General features: G+C 67.1%; 17 protein-coding genes and 2 pseudogenes. 8 read left to right on the top strand and 11 right to left on the bottom strand.

The genetic code is table 11. The features are described 5' to 3' along the window. Positions 1-49 precede the first annotated feature (49 nt). The 5 genes and pseudogenes from RHA1_RS15955 to RHA1_RS15935 form a co-directional block, all read left to right on the top strand. Complete coding sequence (locus tag RHA1_RS15955) at positions 50-817, top strand: SDR family oxidoreductase (RefSeq protein WP_011595942.1); 768 nt, start codon at positions 50-52, stop codon at positions 815-817. Beyond that, a complete protein-coding gene (locus RHA1_RS15950; protein ID WP_011595941.1) occupies positions 814-1,878 on the top strand; it encodes an L-idonate 5-dehydrogenase in 1,065 nt (354 codons plus the stop codon). Before RHA1_RS15955 ends, RHA1_RS15950 begins: the two co-directional genes overlap by 4 nt. 139 nt (positions 1,879-2,017) lie before the next feature. Then, positions 2,018-3,226 (top strand): aspartate transaminase, encoded by a 1,209-nt coding sequence (locus RHA1_RS15945; RefSeq protein WP_011595940.1) that lies wholly within the window; start codon positions 2,018-2,020, stop codon positions 3,224-3,226. A gap of 34 nt (positions 3,227-3,260) precedes the next feature. Further along, a complete protein-coding gene (locus tag RHA1_RS15940) occupies positions 3,261-3,932 on the top strand; it encodes a 4-carboxy-4-hydroxy-2-oxoadipate aldolase/oxaloacetate decarboxylase (protein ID WP_011595939.1) in 672 nt (223 codons plus the stop codon). Positions 3,933-4,059: 127 nt separating this feature from the next. Then, a pseudogene (locus RHA1_RS15935) lies at positions 4,060-4,557 on the top strand (Glu/Leu/Phe/Val family dehydrogenase); the annotation flags it as partial. A 19-nt stretch (positions 4,558-4,576) separates the two neighbouring features. Here the strand turns inward: RHA1_RS15935 and RHA1_RS50530 are convergent. After that, positions 4,577-4,732, bottom strand: a complete 156-nt coding sequence (locus tag RHA1_RS50530) for a hypothetical protein (protein ID WP_167540945.1) — start codon at positions 4,730-4,732, stop codon at positions 4,577-4,579. Between the two features lie 162 nt (positions 4,733-4,894). Here RHA1_RS50530 and RHA1_RS15925 point away from each other — a divergent pair, with 162 nt between their 5' ends. Continuing rightward, a complete protein-coding gene (locus tag RHA1_RS15925; protein WP_202800450.1) occupies positions 4,895-5,890 on the top strand; it encodes an AraC family transcriptional regulator in 996 nt (331 codons plus the stop codon). On the opposite strand, the gene RHA1_RS15920 is transcribed toward RHA1_RS15925, so the two are convergent. Both RHA1_RS15920 and RHA1_RS15915 read right to left on the bottom strand, forming a co-directional pair. Continuing rightward, entirely contained in the window at positions 5,891-6,994 is a 1,104-nt protein-coding gene (locus RHA1_RS15920; protein WP_011595935.1) for an NAD(P)-dependent alcohol dehydrogenase, read from the bottom strand. It lies immediately after the preceding gene. A gap of 26 nt (positions 6,995-7,020) precedes the next feature. Continuing rightward, entirely contained in the window at positions 7,021-8,502 is a 1,482-nt protein-coding gene (locus RHA1_RS15915) for an aldehyde dehydrogenase family protein (RefSeq protein WP_011595934.1), read from the bottom strand. Between the two features lie 158 nt (positions 8,503-8,660). Between RHA1_RS15915 and RHA1_RS15910 the strand changes: the two genes are divergently transcribed. Beyond that, positions 8,661-9,152: a MarR family winged helix-turn-helix transcriptional regulator gene (locus RHA1_RS15910; RefSeq protein ID WP_009476236.1), complete on the top strand. Its 492-nt coding sequence runs from the start codon at positions 8,661-8,663 to the stop codon at positions 9,150-9,152. 13 nt (positions 9,153-9,165) lie between these two features. Here the strand turns inward: RHA1_RS15910 and RHA1_RS15905 are convergent, their stop codons facing one another. The 3 genes from RHA1_RS15905 to RHA1_RS15895 form a co-directional block, all read right to left on the bottom strand. Then, a complete protein-coding gene (locus RHA1_RS15905) occupies positions 9,166-10,746 on the bottom strand; it encodes an FAD-binding oxidoreductase (RefSeq protein ID WP_011595933.1) in 1,581 nt (526 codons plus the stop codon). Positions 10,747-11,027: 281 nt separating this feature from the next. Next, the gene (locus tag RHA1_RS15900; protein WP_011595932.1) at positions 11,028-12,209 is read right to left on the bottom strand and encodes a zinc-dependent alcohol dehydrogenase; all 1,182 of its coding nucleotides are present in this window, start codon (positions 12,207-12,209) and stop codon (positions 11,028-11,030) included. Positions 12,210-12,651: 442 nt separating this feature from the next. Further along, positions 12,652-13,368: a TetR/AcrR family transcriptional regulator gene (locus tag RHA1_RS15895; RefSeq protein WP_011595931.1), complete on the bottom strand. Its 717-nt coding sequence runs from the start codon at positions 13,366-13,368 to the stop codon at positions 12,652-12,654. 91 nt (positions 13,369-13,459) lie between these two features. Between RHA1_RS15895 and RHA1_RS15890 the strand changes: the two are divergent. Then, positions 13,460-14,669: pseudogene (locus RHA1_RS15890) on the top strand (FAD-dependent monooxygenase). On the opposite strand, the gene RHA1_RS15885 reads toward RHA1_RS15890, so the two are convergent. From RHA1_RS15885 to RHA1_RS15865, 5 genes are all read right to left on the bottom strand, one after another. Then, positions 14,634-15,047: a VOC family protein gene (locus tag RHA1_RS15885; RefSeq protein WP_009476229.1), complete on the bottom strand. Its 414-nt coding sequence runs from the start codon at positions 15,045-15,047 to the stop codon at positions 14,634-14,636. The pseudogene RHA1_RS15890 and the gene RHA1_RS15885 sit on opposite strands and share 36 nt — an antisense overlap. Positions 15,048-15,137: 90 nt before the next feature. Beyond that, positions 15,138-16,412: a CHAT domain-containing protein gene (locus RHA1_RS15880; RefSeq protein WP_050787316.1), complete on the bottom strand. Its 1,275-nt coding sequence runs from the start codon at positions 16,410-16,412 to the stop codon at positions 15,138-15,140. A 114-nt stretch (positions 16,413-16,526) separates the two neighbouring features. Further along, entirely contained in the window at positions 16,527-18,119 is a 1,593-nt protein-coding gene (ahpF, locus tag RHA1_RS15875; RefSeq protein WP_009476227.1) for an alkyl hydroperoxide reductase subunit F, read from the bottom strand. Positions 18,120-18,293: 174 nt separating this feature from the next. After that, positions 18,294-18,857 (bottom strand): alkyl hydroperoxide reductase subunit C, encoded by a 564-nt coding sequence (gene ahpC / locus RHA1_RS15870; protein WP_005250059.1) that lies wholly within the window; start codon positions 18,855-18,857, stop codon positions 18,294-18,296. Positions 18,858-19,071: 214 nt separating this feature from the next. Continuing rightward, a complete protein-coding gene (locus RHA1_RS15865) occupies positions 19,072-20,571 on the bottom strand; it encodes a tetratricopeptide repeat protein (RefSeq protein ID WP_009476226.1) in 1,500 nt (499 codons plus the stop codon). Positions 20,572-20,582 lie beyond the last annotated feature (11 nt).

The following is a 20,582-nucleotide window of genomic DNA, read 5'->3' as shown; positions in this document are numbered from 1 at the left end:
GACCACCGGGCTGTACCAACTTTCACCACCAGTAAGGCAAGGGAGCGTTATGCCATTCAACGACTACCGGACGGCACTGGTCACCGGTGCCAACACCGGAATGGGTGCCGCGGTCACCGAGATCCTGACCAAGCGCGGACTGACCGTCTACGGTCTGGCCCGCAACAAGGAACGGCTCGACGAGGTTGCGGACAAGACGGGAATGATCCCGCTCGCCGTCGACATCACAGACATCGACGCACTGAGCGCGGCCGTCGACGGGCTCGAGATCGACGTCCTGATCAACAACGCGGGAGTGTCGGCCACCGGCAACATCCTGGACGCCTCGGCCGCCTCGGTCGACGCGATGGTCGACGTCAATCTCCGTGCGGTGCTGCACCTGTGCCGGCTGCTGATGCCGGGAATGGTGGAGCGCGACCTCGGCCACATCGTCAACATCAGCTCCATCGCCGGGCTGTACAACTTCTACGGCCACACCGCCTACCACGCCACGAAGGCTGCGGTGCACCAGATCTCGCGACAGCTGCGCAACGACACCATCGGCAAGCGCATCCGCGTCACCGAGATCTGCCCGGGCCGAGTCGAAACCGAGATCTTCGGTCGCAACCTGGGCGGGTCGCCGGAGGCGATGAAGGAAGCGTGGGAGACGTACTACGAAGGCTTCGAATCCATCACCACCAAGGACATCGCCGACACGATCGAGTTCGCGATCGACGCCCCGGGCCACGTCAATCTCGGCCTGATCGAAATCATGCCCACATTCCAGGTACCGGGTGGACTCGACTTCATCCGGCGCAACGATCGAGACCCGCGGTGAACACTGCACAGCGCGAGTCCGGCGCCCCGCTTCCGGCCGAGACCCTCGGGGTGGTGGCGCACGCCGCGGGAGACCTCCGGATCGAAGCGGTGCCGCTGCGCCGACCCGAACCGTCCGAGACGGTGGTCGAGATCGCCTACGGCGGGATCTGCGGATCCGACCTGCACTACTGGACGCACGGGGCGGCGGGTGAGTCGATTCTGAAGGCGCCGATGCTGCTGGGCCACGAAGTGGTGGGAACGGTGGTGCAGGCCGCGGCGGACGGCAGCGGTCCCGCAGCGGGTGAACGTGTCGCCGTGCACCCCGCCACCCCCGGCGGTCGCGGCGCCAGGTTCCCCGCGGATCGCCCGAACCTCTCGCCGGGATGCACGTACCTCGGCAGTGCGGCGCAATTCCCCCACACCGAAGGGGCATTCGCGAAGTACGCCGTTCTGCCCTCCCGGATGCTGCGGCCGCTGCCACCGGACCTTCCACTGCGCACCGCTGCGGTCGCGGAACCCGCCGCAGTCGCGTGGCATGCCGTGGCCCGCGCGGGCGACGTGTCGGGGAAGAGCGCACTCGTCGTGGGATGCGGACCCATCGGTGCCCTCGTGGTGGCGGTCCTTCGCCGGGCGGGTGCACGCGAGATCACCGCAGTCGACGTGCACGAGTATCCCCAGACGGTCGCACGGGCGCTCGGCGCCGACCGGACCCTGGACGCCGCCGACTCCGCGAGCATCGCGGACATCGACGCCGACATTGTCGTCGAATGCTCCGGTAACCGCTTCGGGCTCGAATCGGCCATTCGCGGCGCGACGCGCGGCGGCCGAGTCGTCATGCTCGGACTGCTCCCTACCGGTCTTCAGCCCGCGCCGCTCTCGCTCGTCATCACCCGGGAGCTCGAACTCGTCGGATCGTTCCGATTCAACGACGAGATCGATTCGGTGCTCGCCGCTTTGGCGGACGGCAGCCTGAATGTCGAACCGGTGATCAGTCACGAGTTCGGCATCGAGGACGGCATCGAGGCCTTCGCCGTCGCGAAGGACGCGTCCACGTCCGCGAAGGTGTTGCTGGCGTTCTGATTCCAGCCATGCCGAACGGCTATCACCCGACAAGTAATCGGTCTTGTACAGGTGCGATGTGCCCCCGATAACCTGGGTGTGAAGGTACCGCCCGAGTTCCCGGCTTACTTCGTTCCCACGCCCTCTACCAGGAGGAACAATGTCCACCTTCGTCCCTGCAGCACGAGTCGACCAGATGCGTGAGTCACCGAGTGTGGCAGCTGCGCAACGGGTTCGCGAGCTCCGGGCGTCGGGGCGGGAGATCCTCGACCTGACGGTCGGAGAACCCGATTTCGACACACCGGACCACATCAAGGCGGCAGCCGTCGCGGCGATGGAATCCGGTCTCACCAAATACACCCCCGTCAACGGTATCCCCGCACTGCGGGACGCGATCTCGAAGCGGATGCTCGACCGGACCGGGGTCGAGTTCACGGACAACGAGATCACCGTCGGCGGAGGTGCCAAGCAGGTCATCTTCCTGGCGCTGATGGCGACGGTGGAGGAGGGCACCGAGGTGATCGTGCCCGCGCCGTACTGGGTGTCGTACCCCGACATGGTGACCGTCCACGGCGGAACACCCGTCGTCGTCGACTGCCAGGAGTCCGACCGGTTCCTGCTCACCGCGGACACGCTCGCCGCCGCCATCACTCCCTCGACGAAATGGGTGATCCTCAACGCGCCGTCGAATCCGACCGGTGCGGTGTACAGCGAACGGGAACTGGCGGAACTGGCAGCGGTACTCGACCGGAACCCGCACGTGAACGTCCTCTGTGACGAAATCTACGACGAGATCGTGTTCACCGACTCGCCCGTTCCGAACCTGTTGTCGGCCGCGCCGCACCTCCGCGATCGGATCCTGGTGACCAACGGTGTGTCGAAGGCCTACGCGATGACCGGCTGGCGTCTGGGGTACGGCGTCGGGAACAAGGGCCTGATCGCAGCGATCAACAAGCTGCAGTCGCAGAGTTCCTCCTGCCCGTCGTCGATCAGTCAGGCCGCCGCGGCCGAGGCGCTCACCGGCGACCAGAGTTTCGTCGCCACGTCCGTCGCGAGCTATCGCGCACGGCGGGACCTCATCTTCGAATTGTCCTCCCGCATCGAGGGTCTGGAACCCGTACTGCCGCAGGGCGCGTTCTATCTGTTCGTCGGATGCGCGGGCCTCGTGGGCAAGCGGACTCCCGACGGCACGCTGCTCGAGAACGACCAGGACGTGGTGCTCTTCCTCCTCGACCACGCGTCGGTGGCCACCATCCAGGGCTCCGCGTACGGCGCCGAGTCGTATTTCCGAGTCTCCTTCGCCACGTCCGAGGACGTTCTGCGGAACGCCGCCGCCGCGGTCGAGAAGGCCGTCGCGTCGCTCAGCTGACCCCACCCGCTCTTACCCGACCAACGGAGACATCATGGTTCACGTCACTACCAAGATCGACCGCGCCGACAAGGCCGCGATCGACCGTCTGGGCGCCTTCTCGGCCGCCACCATCCACGAAGCCCAGGGCCGCAAGGGTGCGCTGGATTCGGGGATCAAGCCCATCGATCGCGACATGTCATTCTGTGGAACGGCCTTCACGGTCGTCTGCCATCCGCGCGACAACATCATGCTCCAGGTCGCCATCAGCTACGCGCAACCCGGCGACGTGCTCGTCGTATCCTCCGGCGATCAGCCCGCGGGCCAGTTCGGCGACGTGCTGGCCAACGCGTGCGTGGCCCGGGGCATCAGCGCACTGGTCACGGACGGCGGAGTGCGGGACAGCCGGGAGATCCGCGAACTCGGGTTCCCCGTCTTCTCCAAGCACGTGTGCATCGAGGGAACGGTGAAGGAATCCCTCGGCCCCGTCAACCAGCCGTTGGTGTTCGGCGGCCAGATCATCTATCCCGGCGACGTGATCAAGGGTGACTGCGATGGAGTGGTCGTGATCCGACGCGACGAGGTCCAGTTCGCCATCGACGCCTCCCGTGAGCGCGACGCCGCCGAAGCCGCCTACATCGAGCGCTACAAGAAGGGTGAAACCCCGATCCAGGTCAGCAATCTCGCCCAGGTGCTCGAGGCGAAGGGCCTCACCGTCGACCAGTGAGCCGGCCGCTCCCTGCCGCAGTTGCGTGATGCGACGGGCATCCTCGGTCTCGACGAGGGCATGTATCGGCTGCTGGCCACACCCCGGCGATCGCTGACCGTGTCGGTGCCGCTGCTACCGGGCGGGCGGGCTCGACATCCCGAAACTCGAGGCGTGGGTCGCGGGGGGCGGAACCCTCGCGACGTATCCGGACGCGGACACCGTCACCAACCGGGAACTACTCGGCCTCGACGTCGACGTTCTGGTTCCCGCCGCGATGGACGGCGTCCTGACCGCAGACAATGCCGCCGACGCCCGCGCCCGCATGATCGTCGAAGGCGCCAACGGGCCGACGTCACCCGAGGCCGACGCCATCCTGCAGAGCAACGGCGTCACCGTGGTCCCGGACATCCTGGCGAACGCCGGCGGGGTGGTCGTGTCGTACCTCGAATGGGTCCAGAACCTGCAGGCGTTCTCCTGGACCGGTGCCGAGGTGGACCGGAAGCTCTGCGTGTTCATGCAGAACGCCTCCCGTAGCGTGTGGGCCCTTGCCGCGGAGAAATCGCTGACGCTGCGGCGCGCCGCCCACGTCATCGGAGTCGGGCAGGTAGCGGAGGCGCACGAGGCGCGGGGACTGTTTCCCTGACCGCCGTCCCACGCAGCGGTTATGCCGTGAATACCTGCTCGGAGGATTCTCGGCGGAGGTGATGGTCGTCCTCGCCGGGTGTGTCCGAGCTGCCGGTCAGCTCGTCGAGGAGGATGTATCCCCCGTAGCCGAGGCCGGCAACGGCGAGGACAGCGGCGTACAGCCGGTCGAACATCAGTTTCTCCGTATCGTCTGCGGAAACCCCCGAGCCGGCCAAGTATGCCCCTGGACCCACCGGTCCGGGTACTACCCAATCGGACGGTTCGAAGACTGTCCTTGACAGACATCAAGATAAGGAAACCTTGCAATCCGGATGTGACTCTGGTCTCATTATGGGATGTCCACCTCTGTCGGCGGCCCAGCGTCTGTCTCTCTCGTCAGCCGAGACGTCGAAGAGGCGCGTCACGTGGGTGGGCGACTGTTCTACCCGCACTCCGTGGAAGTTCTCGGCGATCAGCAGAGCTTCGGCATACACCTCGATGCCGCCGAGTTGGGCCCCGTCACCATGGGCTGGCTGTCCTACGACACCGAGGTCGAGATCGAGACCGGCGAACTCCAGGACTGGTATCAGGTCAATGTGCCGGTGAGCGGCCGGTTGAAGACGAGCTCGGGCGCCGACCGGATCATCGCGACCCCGTCGTGCGCCGCCGTGTACCGCGCGGACCGCGGATCGGTGCTCCAGGGCTGGGGGCAGGAGACCCGACGGATCCTGGGGATGAAGATCGAACGCCGCGCCGTCGAGGAGCAACTCGCGCTGCTTCTCGGACGTCCGATCCGCAATCCGATCGCCTTCGATCTCGCGTTGGACATCACCACCGGCCACGGGCAGCAGTGGTGGTCCGTGATGCAGGCCCTGTCGGTGCAACTGCGTGACACCGACGCCCTCTTCCGCCACCCGCTACTGCTGGCGCCGCTGACGCAGAGCGTGATCGTGTCGCTGCTCCTGGCGTCGCGGCACGACTACAGCGAGCAGTTGGCGGCCACCGTCGCCCCCGCGTGCCCGGCGGCGGTCGAGCACGCCAAGCAGTACATCGAGGCGCACGCGGACGAGCCGTTGACCGCCCTCGAGATCGCCGGCGCGGTCGGGGTGAGTCTGCGGGGGCTGCAGCACGGCTTCCAGACGTCGTTGCAGACCACCCCGATGCGCTATCTGCGGGACCTCCGCCTGCGGAAGGTCCGTGGCGACCTGCTGGCGGCCGATCCCGAGACGGCAGGCGTCGCCGAGATCGCGTACCGGTGGGGTTTCAACCACCTGGGTCGCTTCGCGGGGCAGTACCGCGAGATGTTCGGTGAAAGCCCTTCTGCGGCACTGCGGGCGATCACTTCTCGATGATCAGAACCGGAGGACCGGTTTGATCGAGGCACCGCTGGTCATGTCCGCGACGGCGGTGTTGATGTCGTCGAAACCGTAGTGGGTGATGAGGCGGTCGATCGGCAGCCGGCCCGACTTGACGAGGTCGACGAGAACGGGGATGAGAGTCTGAGTTTCGCTGTCGCCCAGCGTCAGACCCACGAGAGTGCGGCCAGGGATCATGGCGTTGACGTCGACCGGCACCTCGGTGCCGAAGGCCGGTGCACCGACGATGACGGCGGTGCCGCGAGGTGCGAGCGCGTCGATCGCGGTCCGCAGCACCCCGACGTTGCCGGTGGTCTCGACCGCGCCGTCGACGCCGTCGGGAAGGATCTTCGCCAGTTCCTCAGCGGTGTCGACCTCGGCAGCGTTGATCACCTGGGTCGCGCCGAGTTCGCGGGCGAGATCGAGCCGCGCCGGAACCCGGTCGACGACGATTACCTTCGACGCCGGAGTCAGAGCCGCGGCCATCACCGCCGACAACCCGACGGCGCCCGCCCCCGTGACGAGTACGGTCTGGCCCGGGCGGGGTTTCAGTACGTTCCACACCGCCCCGACACCGGTCTGCACACCGCACCCCAGCGGCGCCAGTATGTCCAGTGGGTCGTCCGGGTCGACCTTCACTGCACTGCGTGCGTCGACGACGGCATGGTGCGCGAAGGAGGACTGCCCGAAGAAGTGCCCACCAATCGCCTCGCCACCGCGGCTGACGGGGCTGGTTCCATCGGCACGCCCGCCCCCGATCAGGTTGAGCGGCAACCACGTTGCGCAGTAGGCCGGATGCCCGTCGCGGCAGTTCCCGCACGAGCCGCACGAGCTGAACGACAGGAGGACGTGATCACCGACGTCGACTGTCGTCACGCCGGCGCCGACCTTCTCGACGATCCCGGCTCCCTCGTGCCCGAGCACGCCGGGCAGCGGGAACGGCAACGCGCCCGAGGCCACTCCGAGGTCGGTGTGGCAGAGGCCCGCGGCGACGAGACGAACGAGAATCTCGTCGGAGCGTGGTTCGTCGAGGTCGACGGTGGACACGGTGAACTTCGCTCCGCCGGTTTCGACGACGGCGGCGGTGGTGCTGGTGGGCATGGTTGCTCCTGAAAGGTGGGTGCGCTTTAGGCGAGGGAGATGACGACGGACTTGACCTTGGAATACGACTCGAGGGCCTCCGGGCCGTATTCGCGGCCGAATCCGGAGTTCTTGACGCCGCCGAACGGGACGGCGGGGTCGAGCATCGCCCAGTCGTTGACCCACACGATGCCGGCCTGCAACCGGGCCGCGACGCGGTGGGCCCGTGCGACGTTCGACGTCTGCAGGCCCGACGCGAGTCCGTATTCGGTGCTGTTGGCGAGCGCGATCGCCTCGTCCTCGGTGTCGAACGGCTGCACCGTCAGCACCGGCCCGAAAATTTCGTCCTGCACAACACGGGAGGTGTTGGGCAGGTCGGCGATGACGGTCGGCTTGTAGTAGTAGCCGCCGCCCAGGTCGAGTCGTTCGCCGCCGGCGACGATGCGGCCACCGTCGGAGCGGGCGATCTGCACGTATTCCTCGACCTTCCGCACGTGCTTGTCTCCGGCCATCGGTCCGACGACGGTGGCCGGGTCGAACGGGTCACCAACCGGCACACCGGGAACGGCCTGCCCGAGGATCCCGAGCACCGTCTCGTAGTGCGGGCGGGCGACCAGCAGCCGCGGCCCGCCCATGCAGAACTGTCCGGTGTTGAACACGAAGCCCTTGATGATCGCGCCGATCGCCTTGTCCACGTCGGCGTCCTCGAAGACGATGTGCGCTGCGTTGCCACCGAGTTCCATGGTGACGGGCGTGAGGTTCTCTCCCGCGACGCTCGCGGCGTGCCGGCCGACGACCGTCGATCCGGTGAACGCGATCTTGTCGATCCCCTTGTGCTGCAACAGGGCCTCGCCCACGGTCGACCCCTTGCCAGTGACAACGTTGACCACGCCCGCGGGAACCCCTGCCTCGGTGAGGATCTCCGCCATCAGCAGGGCGCTCAGCGGAGTGTCCTCGGCGGGCTTGTGGACCACGGTGTTCCCGGCGGCCAGGGCGGGTGCGATCTTCGACGTACTGAGGATCAGCGGGAAGTTGAACGGGGTGATGGCGCCGAGGACGCCGAGTGGTTCGCGGCGAGTGTAGGCGTGGGCGTCGAGTGGAGTCTCCCGGTTCGAGCCGCCCGCGGTCTGCGCGAGCGCGGCGCAGTACTCGTACTGCTCGGCGGTGGTCATCACGTCGACCGGTCGGCACAGGGAGACGGGTTTGCCGACGTCGACGCTCTCGACGGCGACGATCTCGTCGGCCCGTTCGCGGACGAGCGCAGCGACGCGAAGCAGGATCCGGGCCCGTTCGCGGCCCGGCAGTCCCGACCAGCGACCGTCGTCGAACGCGGTACGGGCGGCGCGTACGGCGGAGTCGAGATCGTCCGCGTCTGCCTCGGCGACGGTGGTGACGGGCTTCCCGGTGGAGGGGTCGACGATCTCGAATCGTTCCCCGGCACCGGCCTCGCGCCACTGCCCGTCGATGAACAGCTGGCGTGGCCCGATCTGCGGGCGGGTGATGACGGCGGTGTCGTCGGTGACTGTCATGTCGCTGCCTTCGCTTCGTGTGAGCTGCCGACCGTATTCGGCAGGGTTCCTTGTGTTCGTTGTTGCGGTCGAACCCGGCTCGAGCGACCTAAGATGGTCAGGAAACCTGAGGTCCGAGTTCGTGGGCCTCGAGCTCGAGGCGCGGGGAGAAGTGGACGATGACGGCGGACCTTCCGGACGAGATCGACGAGACACCGCTCGACGGGGAGTACGCGCACGACTCCTCGCCGACCCTGCTGTACGCGATCAAGCAGGTCGAGCTGGCGATCCGATCCCACATGGATGCCCTGCTGCGGCCGATGGGAATCACCGCGCTGCAGTACACGGCGCTGACCGTCCTGCGCCGGCGCGACGGGTTGTCGTCCGCCGAGCTGGCACGAAACTCCTTCGTCACCGCGCAGACGATGGGCGAGATGCTCTCCGCGCTGGAGCGCCGCGGACTGGTGACCAGGCGCGTCGACCCCGCCAATCGTCGCCGGATGCTCACCAGCCTCACCGCGGACGCTCTGGACCTTCTCGCCGAATACGACACGAGCATCTGCGGGCTGGAGGAACAGATGCTCGCCGACATGAGTGTTCGTCAGCGCGATGCGTTCCGCGGATACCTCGGCCGCTGCCGGATCGCCCTGGCCGAGACGCCCGCGCACTGAGGCGCGTTGCGTGTCAGAGGTTTTGGCCACGGAACCGCTGCGACCAGATACCGGACTTGCCGGGCGCGATGATGCCGTTGGGGTCGAGGGCGTCCTTGATCTTCTCGTGGAACTTCAGCAGTGCACCGTCGCCCCAGTTGAACGTCGCCATCACGTCGTCCATCAGGGCGTTGTGGGTGCGGTATTCGCCGTAGCCCGCTTCGGCGGCCTCGCGGACGAGGACCTTCGTCATCTGCAGGATTTCCTCACGGGCCTCGGGGATCGCCGTGTCGTAGATGAACAGGCACACGTGGTGCATCTCGCGGAGCCCGATGATGAATTGCGCGGCGTAGTCCTTGTTGTATTCGTTGGCGCGGTTGCGGACCATCTCGAACTGCTTCATCGCCTCGCGACCGTCCGGCGCCGACACCGGGGAGAATCCGATGTGCCCGCCGTTGGGCACCCAGTCCAGGAGTTGCAGTTCGTCCAGGCTGGGGATGCCGTTGTTGATCTTGTGCCTGTCCTGCAACACATGTCCACCGCGGTCGTCACGTTCCTCGTGTGTGAAGAAGCGGGCACCGGGAATCTTGCCGAACGCCTCCTTGATCATCCCGTAGTACATCTCGATCAGCGGCGGAGGTCCGTACAGGGTGCCGTAGAAGTTCCAGAACCCGAGATCGAGATCCTTCTTCATCCTCTCGATCGCCTCGGCCGGCATCGGCCCGTCGCCGTCGAACCACTCGGTGCGCTTCGACACCGCGGCCGCGTCCATGAAGATGTTGCGCAGCACCGGAACATTCTGCAGCGGAGCCATATTGATGCGCAGCGGCAGCATGATGTCGACGATCTGCTCGAGATCCTCCTCCTTGTCGAAGGTGATCAGGAACGACTGCGACGCGGGCGGCCGCTGCATCAGGGCGATCCCCATCTTGGTGACGATCCCGAGATTCGACTGGGTGAACATGCCGTCCGGGAAGGGGCCGAACCCGTAGGGGAACAATTGCCACGCGTCGCTGCCGGGCAGTGCGCCCATCCCGGTGCGCATCACTTCACCCTGCGGCAGGACCACTTCCAGTCCCGTCTGCCACATGAAGTGATCGCCGTACGGGGTGTACCCGACGCCGCGGTCCAGGGTGTTTCCCACCACGCTGCCCCATCCCAGGTCGGGACAGTCGAGCATCAGGCCGGAATCGTGGCTCTGGAGGTACTCGTACAGGTCGAAGTAGGTGACCCCGGGTTCGAGCAGTGCGTAGCCGTACTTCTCGTTGACCTCGAGGATTCGGTTCATCCGCTCGCCGGTCTTGACGATCACCGAACCCGACAGCCTCGGGGCGGCGCCGCCGTAACCGTTGTTCTTTCCGGTCGAGACCGGGGAGAGGGGGATGCCGTACTCGTTGGCGATCCGGACGATGTCCTGGACCTGCTCGGTCGACTCCGGTGAGACGACGGCCGACGGCAGGTTGGCCTCGGCGGCGCCGACCGGGTACGGGTCGCGGAACGCTTCGAGTTCGTCTGCGGTCGACAGGACCCATTTGTCGCCGACGACGTCGCGGAAGCGCTGGAGCGCCGCGTCGAATCGCTCGTCGGAAACGCCTGGGGGAAGGGTTCGCGTCATTCTTGACTGCTCCTCGTTCGGCGGCCGCCTCGCTGCGGCCGGGTCGTACGCAAGACCTGCGACAGCTGTTCGCTGAATATCAGGTTTCCTTGCTTACAAGTGTGAGGGCCGTCACCGAAAGGAGCAATCCGCTATGCGCCGGGCGTGACTCGGATTTCCCCGGCATCCATGCTGGTCAGCGGGATTCTCGCAGAGAGGTCTATCCGGTTTGCGCAAAACGGCGGCGGTGGCCGGGATACCCGTCACGGGATCCCGGCCACCGCCGCTTGCGCCTGAGTTTTTCAGGGTTTGAGCTGGATCTTCACCGCCCCGTCCTGCTTCTTCTGGAAGATCTCGTAGGCGTGGGGTGCCTGTTCGAGGGGGAGTTCGTGAGTGGCGAAAGTGTCGACGCCGAGCGGGTCGTCGTCGCCGAGGAGCGGCATGATGTCGTCGACCCACTTCTTGATGTTGGCCTGGCCCATGCGCAGCTGAATCTGCTTGTCGAACAGGGTGAGCATGGGAATCGGGTCGGCCATGCCGCCGTAGACCCCGATGATGGAGATGGTGCCTCCGCGACGAACGATGTCGATCGCCGAATACAGCGCGCCGAGACGGTCGACCCCCGCCTTCTGCATGAGCGGCGCCGCGACCGCATCGGGAAGATACCCGACGATCTGCTGGGCGAGTTTGCCGATCGGTGAACCGTGCGCCTCCATGCCGACCGCGTCGATCACCGAGTCGGTGCCACGGCCGTCGGTCGCGTCGCGGATGACGTCGGCGAGATCGCCGCCGTGTTCGTCCAGGTTCAGGGTTTCGATGCCCCGGGCCTTGGCGCGAGCAAGGCGCTCGGGGACGTTGTCGACGGCGATGACCCGTGCGCCCTTGTGGTGGGCGACGCGCGCTGCCATGTCTCCGATCGGTCCGAGGCCGAGCACGGTGACCGACCCGCCTTCGGGGATCGCGGCGTACTCGACGGATTGCCACGCCGTGGGCAGCACATCGGACAGATAGACGAAACGGGAATCCGGCGGGCCCTCGGGCACTGTGATGTGAGTGAACTGGGCCTGCGGAACACGCAGGTACTCGGCTTGTCCTCCCGGCACCTCGCCGTAGAGCTTGGAGAAACCGAACAATGCCGCTCCCATGCCCTGCTCGCGAACCTGCGTCGTCTCACACTGCGTGTACAGCTGCAAGTTGCACATGAAGCAGTCGCCGCACGAGATCTGGAACGGGATCACGACGCGGTCGCCGACCTTCAGGTTGCCCGCCGCCGTGCCGACCTCCTCGACGATCCCCATCGGTTCGTGGCCGAGGATGTCCCCTTCTCCCATGAACGGGCCGAGAGTTTCGTACAGGTGCAGATCGGAACCGCAGATGTTCGTCGTCGTGACCTTGATGATGGCGTCGGTCGGGTGTTCGATCTTCGGATCGGCGACGGTGTCGACGCTGACCTTTCGTTTGCCTTGCCACGTGACTGCTCGCACTGGGAACCAAACCTCTCGTCGGTCGATGTCCGTAGTCGGGTGCCCGACGGGAGGTGGAGGTAAACCGTGCTCGACAGGGGGTGTGATTATTTGACGGCGATGACGTCGACAGGACGAATGTCGGGGTCGGTGGCGAGTAGGTCGGGGCCGACCTTGCCCGTGCCTGGGGGATGGCTCCGGTCAGGTGCGCCTGGCGGCTGTCCTCGTTCTCGAACGTGTCGAAGATGCCGTATGTCGTGTCGCTGACCTTGAACGCGTACCAGGTGACGGTGCCCTGTTCTTCCGCCGCCAGGGCGCGCCCCTGCTTCAGGAACGCGGCGAGTTCTTCGCCCTTGCCCGGCTTTGCCTCGAGCAGTGCCAGTCCTCGGTCGATCGTCATGATGTCTCCTCGATGTGGTCTACCCATGACGTTAGGAGCGCCGAGCCGCAAGCGGAATGGGTGTCATCCGGCGCGGGCCGCGACGAGGGCGGCGAGCCCGTCGAAAATACGGGCCAGACCGAATTCCAGCGCGTCGTCCTGCCCAGGGGTGGCACTGGCCGACGCGAACGCGGCCGTCACCTGGGGGTAGCGGTCGGCGTGGTCGGCGAGGATGTCCGTCATGATCGCGTTCAGGGACTTCTCCGGTGTGTCGGTTTCGGCGCCGGGCGCCGTCGTCTGCTGAGCGAGGCTGCGCACGTGACCGGTGATCAGGACCACCGCGTCCAGGCGTTCCCCGCCGGTGAGTCCCGTGTCGCGCAGGGCATCGAGGCCGGTTTCGAGCCAGTCCAGTTCGTTCGGGCCCATCACTCGCGGGCCGACCGCGACGTCCACCACCCACGGATGCCGCCGCAGGCCCGCCCACATCCGGAGAGCCCACTCGTGGAGCGCAGCGCGCCAGCCGCCGTCGATCTCGGACAGGTCGGGCGCGGGTCCGAGAGCGGCATCGAGCATGAGGGCGGTCAACTCGGCCTTGCCTGGGGTGTAGCGGTAGAGGGACATCTTGGTGAACCCGAGGTCTTCGGCGAGGCGCTGCATCGACAGTGTGGCGAGGCCCTCGGCATCCGCCATCGAGATCGCGGTGGCGACGATCTGCTCGAGGCTCAGCGCGGGTTTCGGTCCCCGCTTCGGTCTCTCCGGCGATCCCCACAGCAGCTCGGCGGTACGGGGCTGGGTGACCATCTGCGCTCCTCCGGACGACTCTTGATCCGGAATAGTGTCTACCATACACTGATTTGTGTCCGTCAGACACAATTAATCCGCGGAGGCTCCCATGTCGAACAGAACCGTCCTGATCTCGGGTGCAAGCATCGCCGGACCTGCATTGGCGTTCTGGCTCGGCCGCTGCGGATACGCCGTCACCGTCGTCGAGCGGGCGCCCGACCTTCGGCTCGGCGGCCAGGCCGTCGACTTCAAGGGGGAGGTTCACCGAAAAGTGTTGGAGGATGGGAATCCTCGACGACGTGCTCCGTCGCGAGACCGGGAAAACCGACCTCCTGATCGTCGACGAACGCGACAGGCACCTGGCGACCATCCCCGGGGAATTCGTCGGCGGCGACATCGAGATCGCGCGGGGCGACCTCACCGAGATCCTCTACCGGCGCACCGCCGAGTCGTGCGAGTACCTCTTCGGCGATTCCGTCACCGCGCTGGTCGACACGGACTCGGGTGTCGAGGTCACGTTCGAGAAGTCGGACGCACGCCGGTTCGACCTGGTGTTCGGCGCCGACGGCATCCACTCGGCCGTTCGTCGCCACCGGTTCGGGCCGGAGGACGAGTTCGTCCGATTCCTCGGGTACTACTACGCCGTCGTCGGGACCACCGGTTCGGCGAGTGACGCCTCGCCGGACAGGGAACGCGGGACGGGACTGATGTACAACGAGCCGGGACGGATGGCCGTGGTCGGCGGACCGAAGGCTCCGGAATTGTTCGTCCTCGCCTCCGACCGGATCGAGTACGACCGCGCCGACATCACCCAGCAGAAACGAATGCTGACCGCCGCGTATGCCGGAGCGGGGTGGCGCGTGCCCCGGCTACTCGCGCGCCTGGACGACGAGCCCGACTTCTACCTCGACTCGATCGCGAGGGTCGAGACCGATACCTACACCGCCGGCCGTGTGGCCCTGGTCGGTGATGCCGCGTACGGAAATACGTTGGGCGGCTTCGGGACCGGCCTCGCCCTCGTGGGTGCGTACGTCCTGGCGGGTGAGCTCGCCGCCGCCGACGGCGACCACCGCGTGGCGTTCGGACGCTACAACGAACAGATGCTCGGGTACGCGAAGATCGCCCGCAAGGGCAGCGCCGGACCGTTTCTCGCGCCGAAGTCGGCTACTCGAATCAGGCTGCGCAACTGGACGTTCAAGTCCACTTTCCTGTTCGGCCTGATGATGAAGCTGACCGACTCCTTCGCCACCGACATCGATCTGCGGGACTACCCGGCGCTGCGATCAGCTCGGTGTGCCGGCGATGTTGACCATCCATGAAATGCCGAACTTGTCAGTACAGGCGCCGAATTCATCTCCCCACATCTGCTTCTCCAGGGGCACGGACACGGATCCGCCGTCGGCGAGCTTGGCCCAGTAGCCGCGGAGTTCGTCGCCGTCGTCTCCGCTCAGGCTCACCGCGATGTTGGTTCCCGGGTTGTGTTCCATCCCGGGCGGGGTGTCTGCACCCATGAGCGTGTAGCCGGTGTCCGACTCGAGCATGGCGTGCATGATCTTGTCGGCGCCTTCGCCTTCCGGCGCACCGTATTCACCGAACGTGTTCAACGCAAGGGTGCCTCCGAAGACGTCCTTGTAGAACTCCATTGCCTGCCGCGCGTTGCCGTCGAAGCTGATGTAGGGGTTGAGCCGAGAGGTCATGGGACATGCTCCTTCTTCGTGCCGGAACCGACAGCAACGACGGTACAACGACCGGCCGACACGATGTGGGGAACGGACGGCCGAGGCGGATCAGTGGGTGGAGACCGTCGCGAACGCCGCCCACAGCACCGGTGAGTGCTCGATCGTCCGCTCGTCCCGCCAGGCGGCCACCCGCTCGCGTTGCCAGTCGCAGAGCGCGCCGACCGCGTCGGGCAGTTCGTGCGCCGCGTCGATCGAGCAGATGGCGTCCTGCAGCGGACGCGCGTGTGCTGCGGCGCCGGCGATGCGCTGGAACGCGAGGTCCGTGGGCAGGGCCCAGCGGCTGGCCGTGACGAGTTCCGCCCCGCCGGCGATCATCGCGGAGACCAACCCGAGTGCCTCGCTGAACCGCAGGTCACCACCGCTCTCGCAGGCGATCAGCGCCACCCTGCTAGGGATCGGCCACAACTCCGCGCCGCGGATCGGCTCGGCCGTGAGCGTGTGCGTTCCCAGCAGGAGGTCCTTCGCGGACAACGGCCGGTGAGCACGGGTCGGCTCCGCGAACCCGACGGAGTCCGCGGCGCAGGCGAGGTGCAGCTCGGCGTGCTCGCTCTGACCGGATTCGGGTGCCGCCGCGGTGACGTGACCGACATACATCAGCCGGCCCGCACCCTCACGCAACGCTGCGCCGAGCCACTCCCGGTCCACGTCTTCACGGCGGAAGCAGTCCGTCGGTCCGTCCACGTCGGGGAGCAGCCGGCCCTCGCCGGCGTACGTCGCGACCCGCTGCGACAGCGGACTGTCCGCGGCCATCCGCCCCAGGACCGAGCCGAGTTCCGAATCCGCACGGTAGCCCGGCACCCGCGGGTCGAGCACCGCGACGACGGGGAGTTGCCGGGTGTGCGTCCAGGTTCGGACCGGCCGGCCGGGCGAGTGGACGATGCTGAGCGGAGCCAGCAGGCTGACGTCCGCGATGTCGACGAGACGCAGCCCGGCGTCGGGTGCGATCAGTTCCCACGGCACCTGCGCGACGCGGGGCGACGGTTGGATCCGGAGGTGCGGCCGCACCCCGCGGGTGAGCAGCTCGTGCAGTTGCTGCGCAAGGCCGAACGGAAGAAATGTGCGTGAAAGGAGCTGAGCCAGATCATGCTCCGACTCGTAGGCGGAGAAGCCGCCCGCCGTCAGCGCGTGCTGCAGCCCCTGCGGATCCGTGAGGTCGGGCAGAGCCCGGGCCAGCGCGGCGAGGGCGGCGTCCACCTGCGCGGCGGGTGCGACGCCGACCCCGCCGGCGTGCGAGTCGTGGGTCCACCGCCACGACGTGTACAGATCGCCGGCGTCGGCCATCCGGACGATCGCGGTCGGTGGGTGACACGGGTGAGTCGGCACCGTCCCAGCATCCCCTACCCACCCGGGTTGTGGCGCGAGTACCGGCACCCGGGTCGATCTGAAAGCCGAAAGCCGTGCCTGACGTGCAGGCACGGCTCGTCGACCTCGGCCGAGCTACGCGACCGTCGCGGCGGTGGACTCCTCGGCGGGTACGCCCGTCCGGATGAGCCGATCGAATGCGCTCAGCGCTGCCGTTGCTCCGGCGCCGGCGGCGATCACGATCTGCTTGTACGGCACGGTGGTGCAATCGCCGGCAGCGAACACTCCGGGCACCGACGTCTGGCCGCGGTCGTCGATCGCGATCTCGCCGCGGTCGGACAACTCGACCGATCCGGCCAGCCACTCGGTGTTGGGCAGGAGGCCGATCTGGACGAAGACACCCTCGACGTCGAGCGTGTGCGAGGTGTCGGTCGTGCGGTCCTGGTAGGTCAGGCCGGTGACCTTGTTGCCGTCCCCGAGGACCTCCGTCGTGAGCGTGCTCAGGAGGATGTCGGCGTTCGGGAGGCTGCGCAGCTTGCGCTGCAACACCTCGTCGGCGCGGAGTACCGAATCGAACTCGACGAGAGTGACGTGCTCGACGAGTCCCGCGAGATCGATTGCGGCCTCGACGCCGGAGTTACCGCCACCGATCACGGCGACGCGCTTGCCCTTGAACAGCGGTCCGTCGCAGTGCGGGCAGTAGGTCACACCCTTGTTCCGGTACGCGTCCTCGCCGGGCACGTTCATCGAACGCCACCGCGCACCCGTCGACAGGATCACGGTGCGCGCGAGAAGAGAAGCACCACTTTCCAGTTCGACCTCGACGAGGCCGTTCTCGGTGGCGGCAGGCACGAGCTTCGCGGCCCGCTGCGTGTTCATGATGTCGACGCCGTACTGACGGACGTGGTTCTCGAGCGCCGACCCGAACTGGGGTCCCTCGGTGTAGGGGACGGAGATGAAGTTCTCGATCGCCATGGTGTCGAGCACCTGACCGCCGAAGCGCTCGGCGGCGATGCCGGTGCGAATTCCCTTGCGCGCGGCGTATACCGCGGCCGCGGCGCCGGACGGACCGCCTCCGACGACGAGCACGTCGAAGGGATCCTTCTGCGCGATCGCGGCGGCGGCGCGGTCGGCGGCACCGACGTCGAGCTTGCCGACGATTTCCTCCAGGCTCATCCGGCCGGAGCCGAAGAGTTCGCCGTTGAGGAAGACCGTCGGGACAGCCATGATCTGGCGGCCGTCGACCTCGTCCTGGAACAGGGCGCCGTCGATCGCGACGTGGCTGATGCGCGGATTGAGCACGCACATCAGATTCAGGGCCTGCACCACGTCGGGGCAGTTCTGGCAGGACAGCGAGAAGTAGGTCTCGAAGTGGAAGTCGCCGTCGAGGTCGCGGACCTGCTCGAGCAGTTCGGGGGCCTCCTTCGACGGGTGACCGCCGACCTGGAGCAAAGCGAGTGCGAGCGAGGTGAACTCGTGGCCGAGAGGGATGCCCGCGAAGCGGACCTCGATGTCGGTGCCGCTGCGGCGGACCGCGAACGACGGGCGTCGCGTGTCGTCGTCGCGGCGTTCGTAGGTGATCTTCTCCGACATCGCCGCGATCTGGGTGAGCAGTTCGGCGAGTTCGACCGACTTGGGTCCGTCGTCGAGTGAGGACACGAGCTCGATCGGCAGGGTCAGCTTTTCGAGCAGGGACTTCAGTTGGCCGGCAAGCGAGGCTTCGAGCATGAGGATCTACTCCATCGGTCGGGAGGACAAGGGGATCGGAAACCGGAAATTCTGGTTCAGGTGGTCCGGAAGGTGTTGGTGCGACACCGATTGCCCCCACGGGAGCTGAGCACCGGGAACCGCCCGCACGGGCTCAGGAAATCTGAGCCCGTGCCTGCGGTACGACTGGCTGCGTCAGATCTTGCCGACGAGATCCAGCGACGGGGCGAGGGTCTCTTCGCCCTCTTCCCACTTGGCCGGGCAGACCTCGCCCGGGTGCGACCGGACGTACTGAGCGGCCTTGACCTTGCGTACGAGCTCGGCGGCGTTGCGCCCGATGCCTTCTGCGGTGACCTCGGTGAACTGGATGACTCCGTCGGGGTCGACGAGGAAGGTGCCGCGGTCGGCCAGTCCCTCGTTCTCGCGGAGGACCTCGAAGTTCTTGCTGATCTCCTGGGTCGGGTCACCGATCATGGCGTACTTGATCTTGCCGATGGTGTCGGACGATCCGTGCCACGCCTTGTGCGTGAAGTGCGTGTCGGTGGACACCGAGAAGACCTCGACGCCGAGTCGTTGAAGTTCCTCGTGGTGGTCGGCGAGGTCGCCGAGTTCCGTCGGGCAGACGAAGGTGAAGTCGGCCGGGTAGAAGTAGAAGACCGCCCACTTGTCCTTGATGTCGTCTGCGGACACGGTGATGAACGCGCCGTCCTTGAAGGCGTTGGCGGCGAAGGGCTTGATCTGCGTGTTGATCAGGGCCATTGAAACCTCTATTCGGGGAGACGGGGAATCCAACAGTGACGAGGCTATCCAGCAGATTGGAATAGGTCCAATCTATGAGACCTATTCCATAGATTGGGTGGGGCTATCAATGGTCGCAGAATCGGCAGCGTTGCAGGTCAGTGCCGCATTCCACCCACACCACCTGAGGTGGTCGCAGAACGTGTGGTGTGACGACGATGACACCTGGGAGAGGTCACCATGCAGGCACTACCCGGCTGTCCCGGACCGCGCGTCGGTAGCGTTCCTCGGCGACCGCGATCGAGTTGTCCAGCGCGATTCGCCCATCCGACGTCAGGGCGAGCCGTGGGGGAAGGGGCACCGGCAGACCGGCGCCGGCCGCGACTCCGGCCAGTGCGGCGCCGAGCAGGAACGACCCCTCGGTGTCGGTCGTGCCTGCCGGGGGAAGGTCCGGCAACTGCAGGGGGAGCCGCGCCGGGGTGCGGTGCCCGGCGCGGCCGACGTCCACCGTCGTCCCCGCGCACTGTGCCTCGACGAGATCGGCCACCAGGCGCGCGTCACCCGAGGCGTACGCGAGCCGGAACGCCAATTGCATCGCCGGATCCGCGATCTCGCGGTTCCACTGCTCGCGCTGACGCCCGTTCGGGAGTGTGTACCGCACGGCGTCGATGGCGATCGCCGCGGGCACCGCGAGCGCGGTGGCGCGTGCCGGCACCGCGCTGTCGGGAGTTTCGGACGCTGTGAGCGTGGACTCGAGGAGGGCTGCGTGCCAGAAGTCGACCTGCGCGCAGTGCAGCCCGAGCCCCAGCCCGCGGTACGTGTCGAACGCGGCGGCGAGCAGTGTCTCTCCCTCGTCGGGTCGCCCTTCACCGAAGGCGACGGTGGCGAGGCGGGTCTCGACGTCCGCGACGTCGAGTATTGCTCCGGAAGCCCGGAAGCAGTCGAGGCTGCGGCGATAGAGCGTCGCCGCGCGTTCGGTGTCGCCCCGGCCCTCGGCGAGAAAGGCGAGCACCTTCGATCCGATCCCCGCCCGGTGGCCGATCCCGGCGCGCTCGAAGTACGTCTGGCTCGACAGCACCAGCGGTTCCGCTTCGTCGGGCCGCCCCGAGCGGACGCGCATGATGGCCAGGTTCTGCTGCGTTTCGGCGACCGCGCTGACGTCGCCCGCGGTCTCGAACGCCTCGAGCGCCTGCCCGGCGAAGTCGTCGGAGAGGTCGAAGCGCCCGGTCTCGAAGTGGATGGCGGCCAGGTTCATGAGCGGGTGGCCCGCCAGCGCGGGGGCGAAACGCACCGCCGCGTCGAGGGACTCGGTGGCGATGTCGGCCGCGTGCGCCCACTGCTGCCGGTGCATCGCGACCGCGGTCAGTGACAGCAGGCACGCGACGCGCAGGTCGCCCTGATCGTCGGCTGCCGCGAGCAGTCGCCGTGCCTGCTCGAGCGCGTCCTGCGCGCCGTCGAGGTCGCCGATGTGCTGCAGGGCCTGCGACAGGTTGACCAGCGCCGCGGGACGCTTCCGGATCGCGTCGGCCGGCATCTCCGCGAGGGCTTCCCGGTAGAGGTCGACGGCCTTCGTGTGATCGCCCAGCTCGTCGGACATGCTGGCCGCGTTGATGATCGCGCTCGTCCGAAGATCGCCGGTGGTCGAGCGGGCGACCTGCTCGAACGTCCGGAGTGCCTCGGCGACCTCTCCGCGGGAGTACGCTGCCGCGCCGGCCGCGAGGAGGTCACGCCCCATCTGATCTCCCA

Origin of the sequence: Rhodococcus jostii RHA1, from assembly GCF_000014565.1 — a bacterium.
GTDB classification, from domain to species: Bacteria; Actinomycetota; Actinomycetes; order Mycobacteriales; family Mycobacteriaceae; genus Rhodococcus_F; species Rhodococcus_F jostii_A.
The sequence above is the reverse complement of the archived record's forward strand: the minus strand, read 5'-3'. Positions and strand labels throughout refer to the sequence as shown.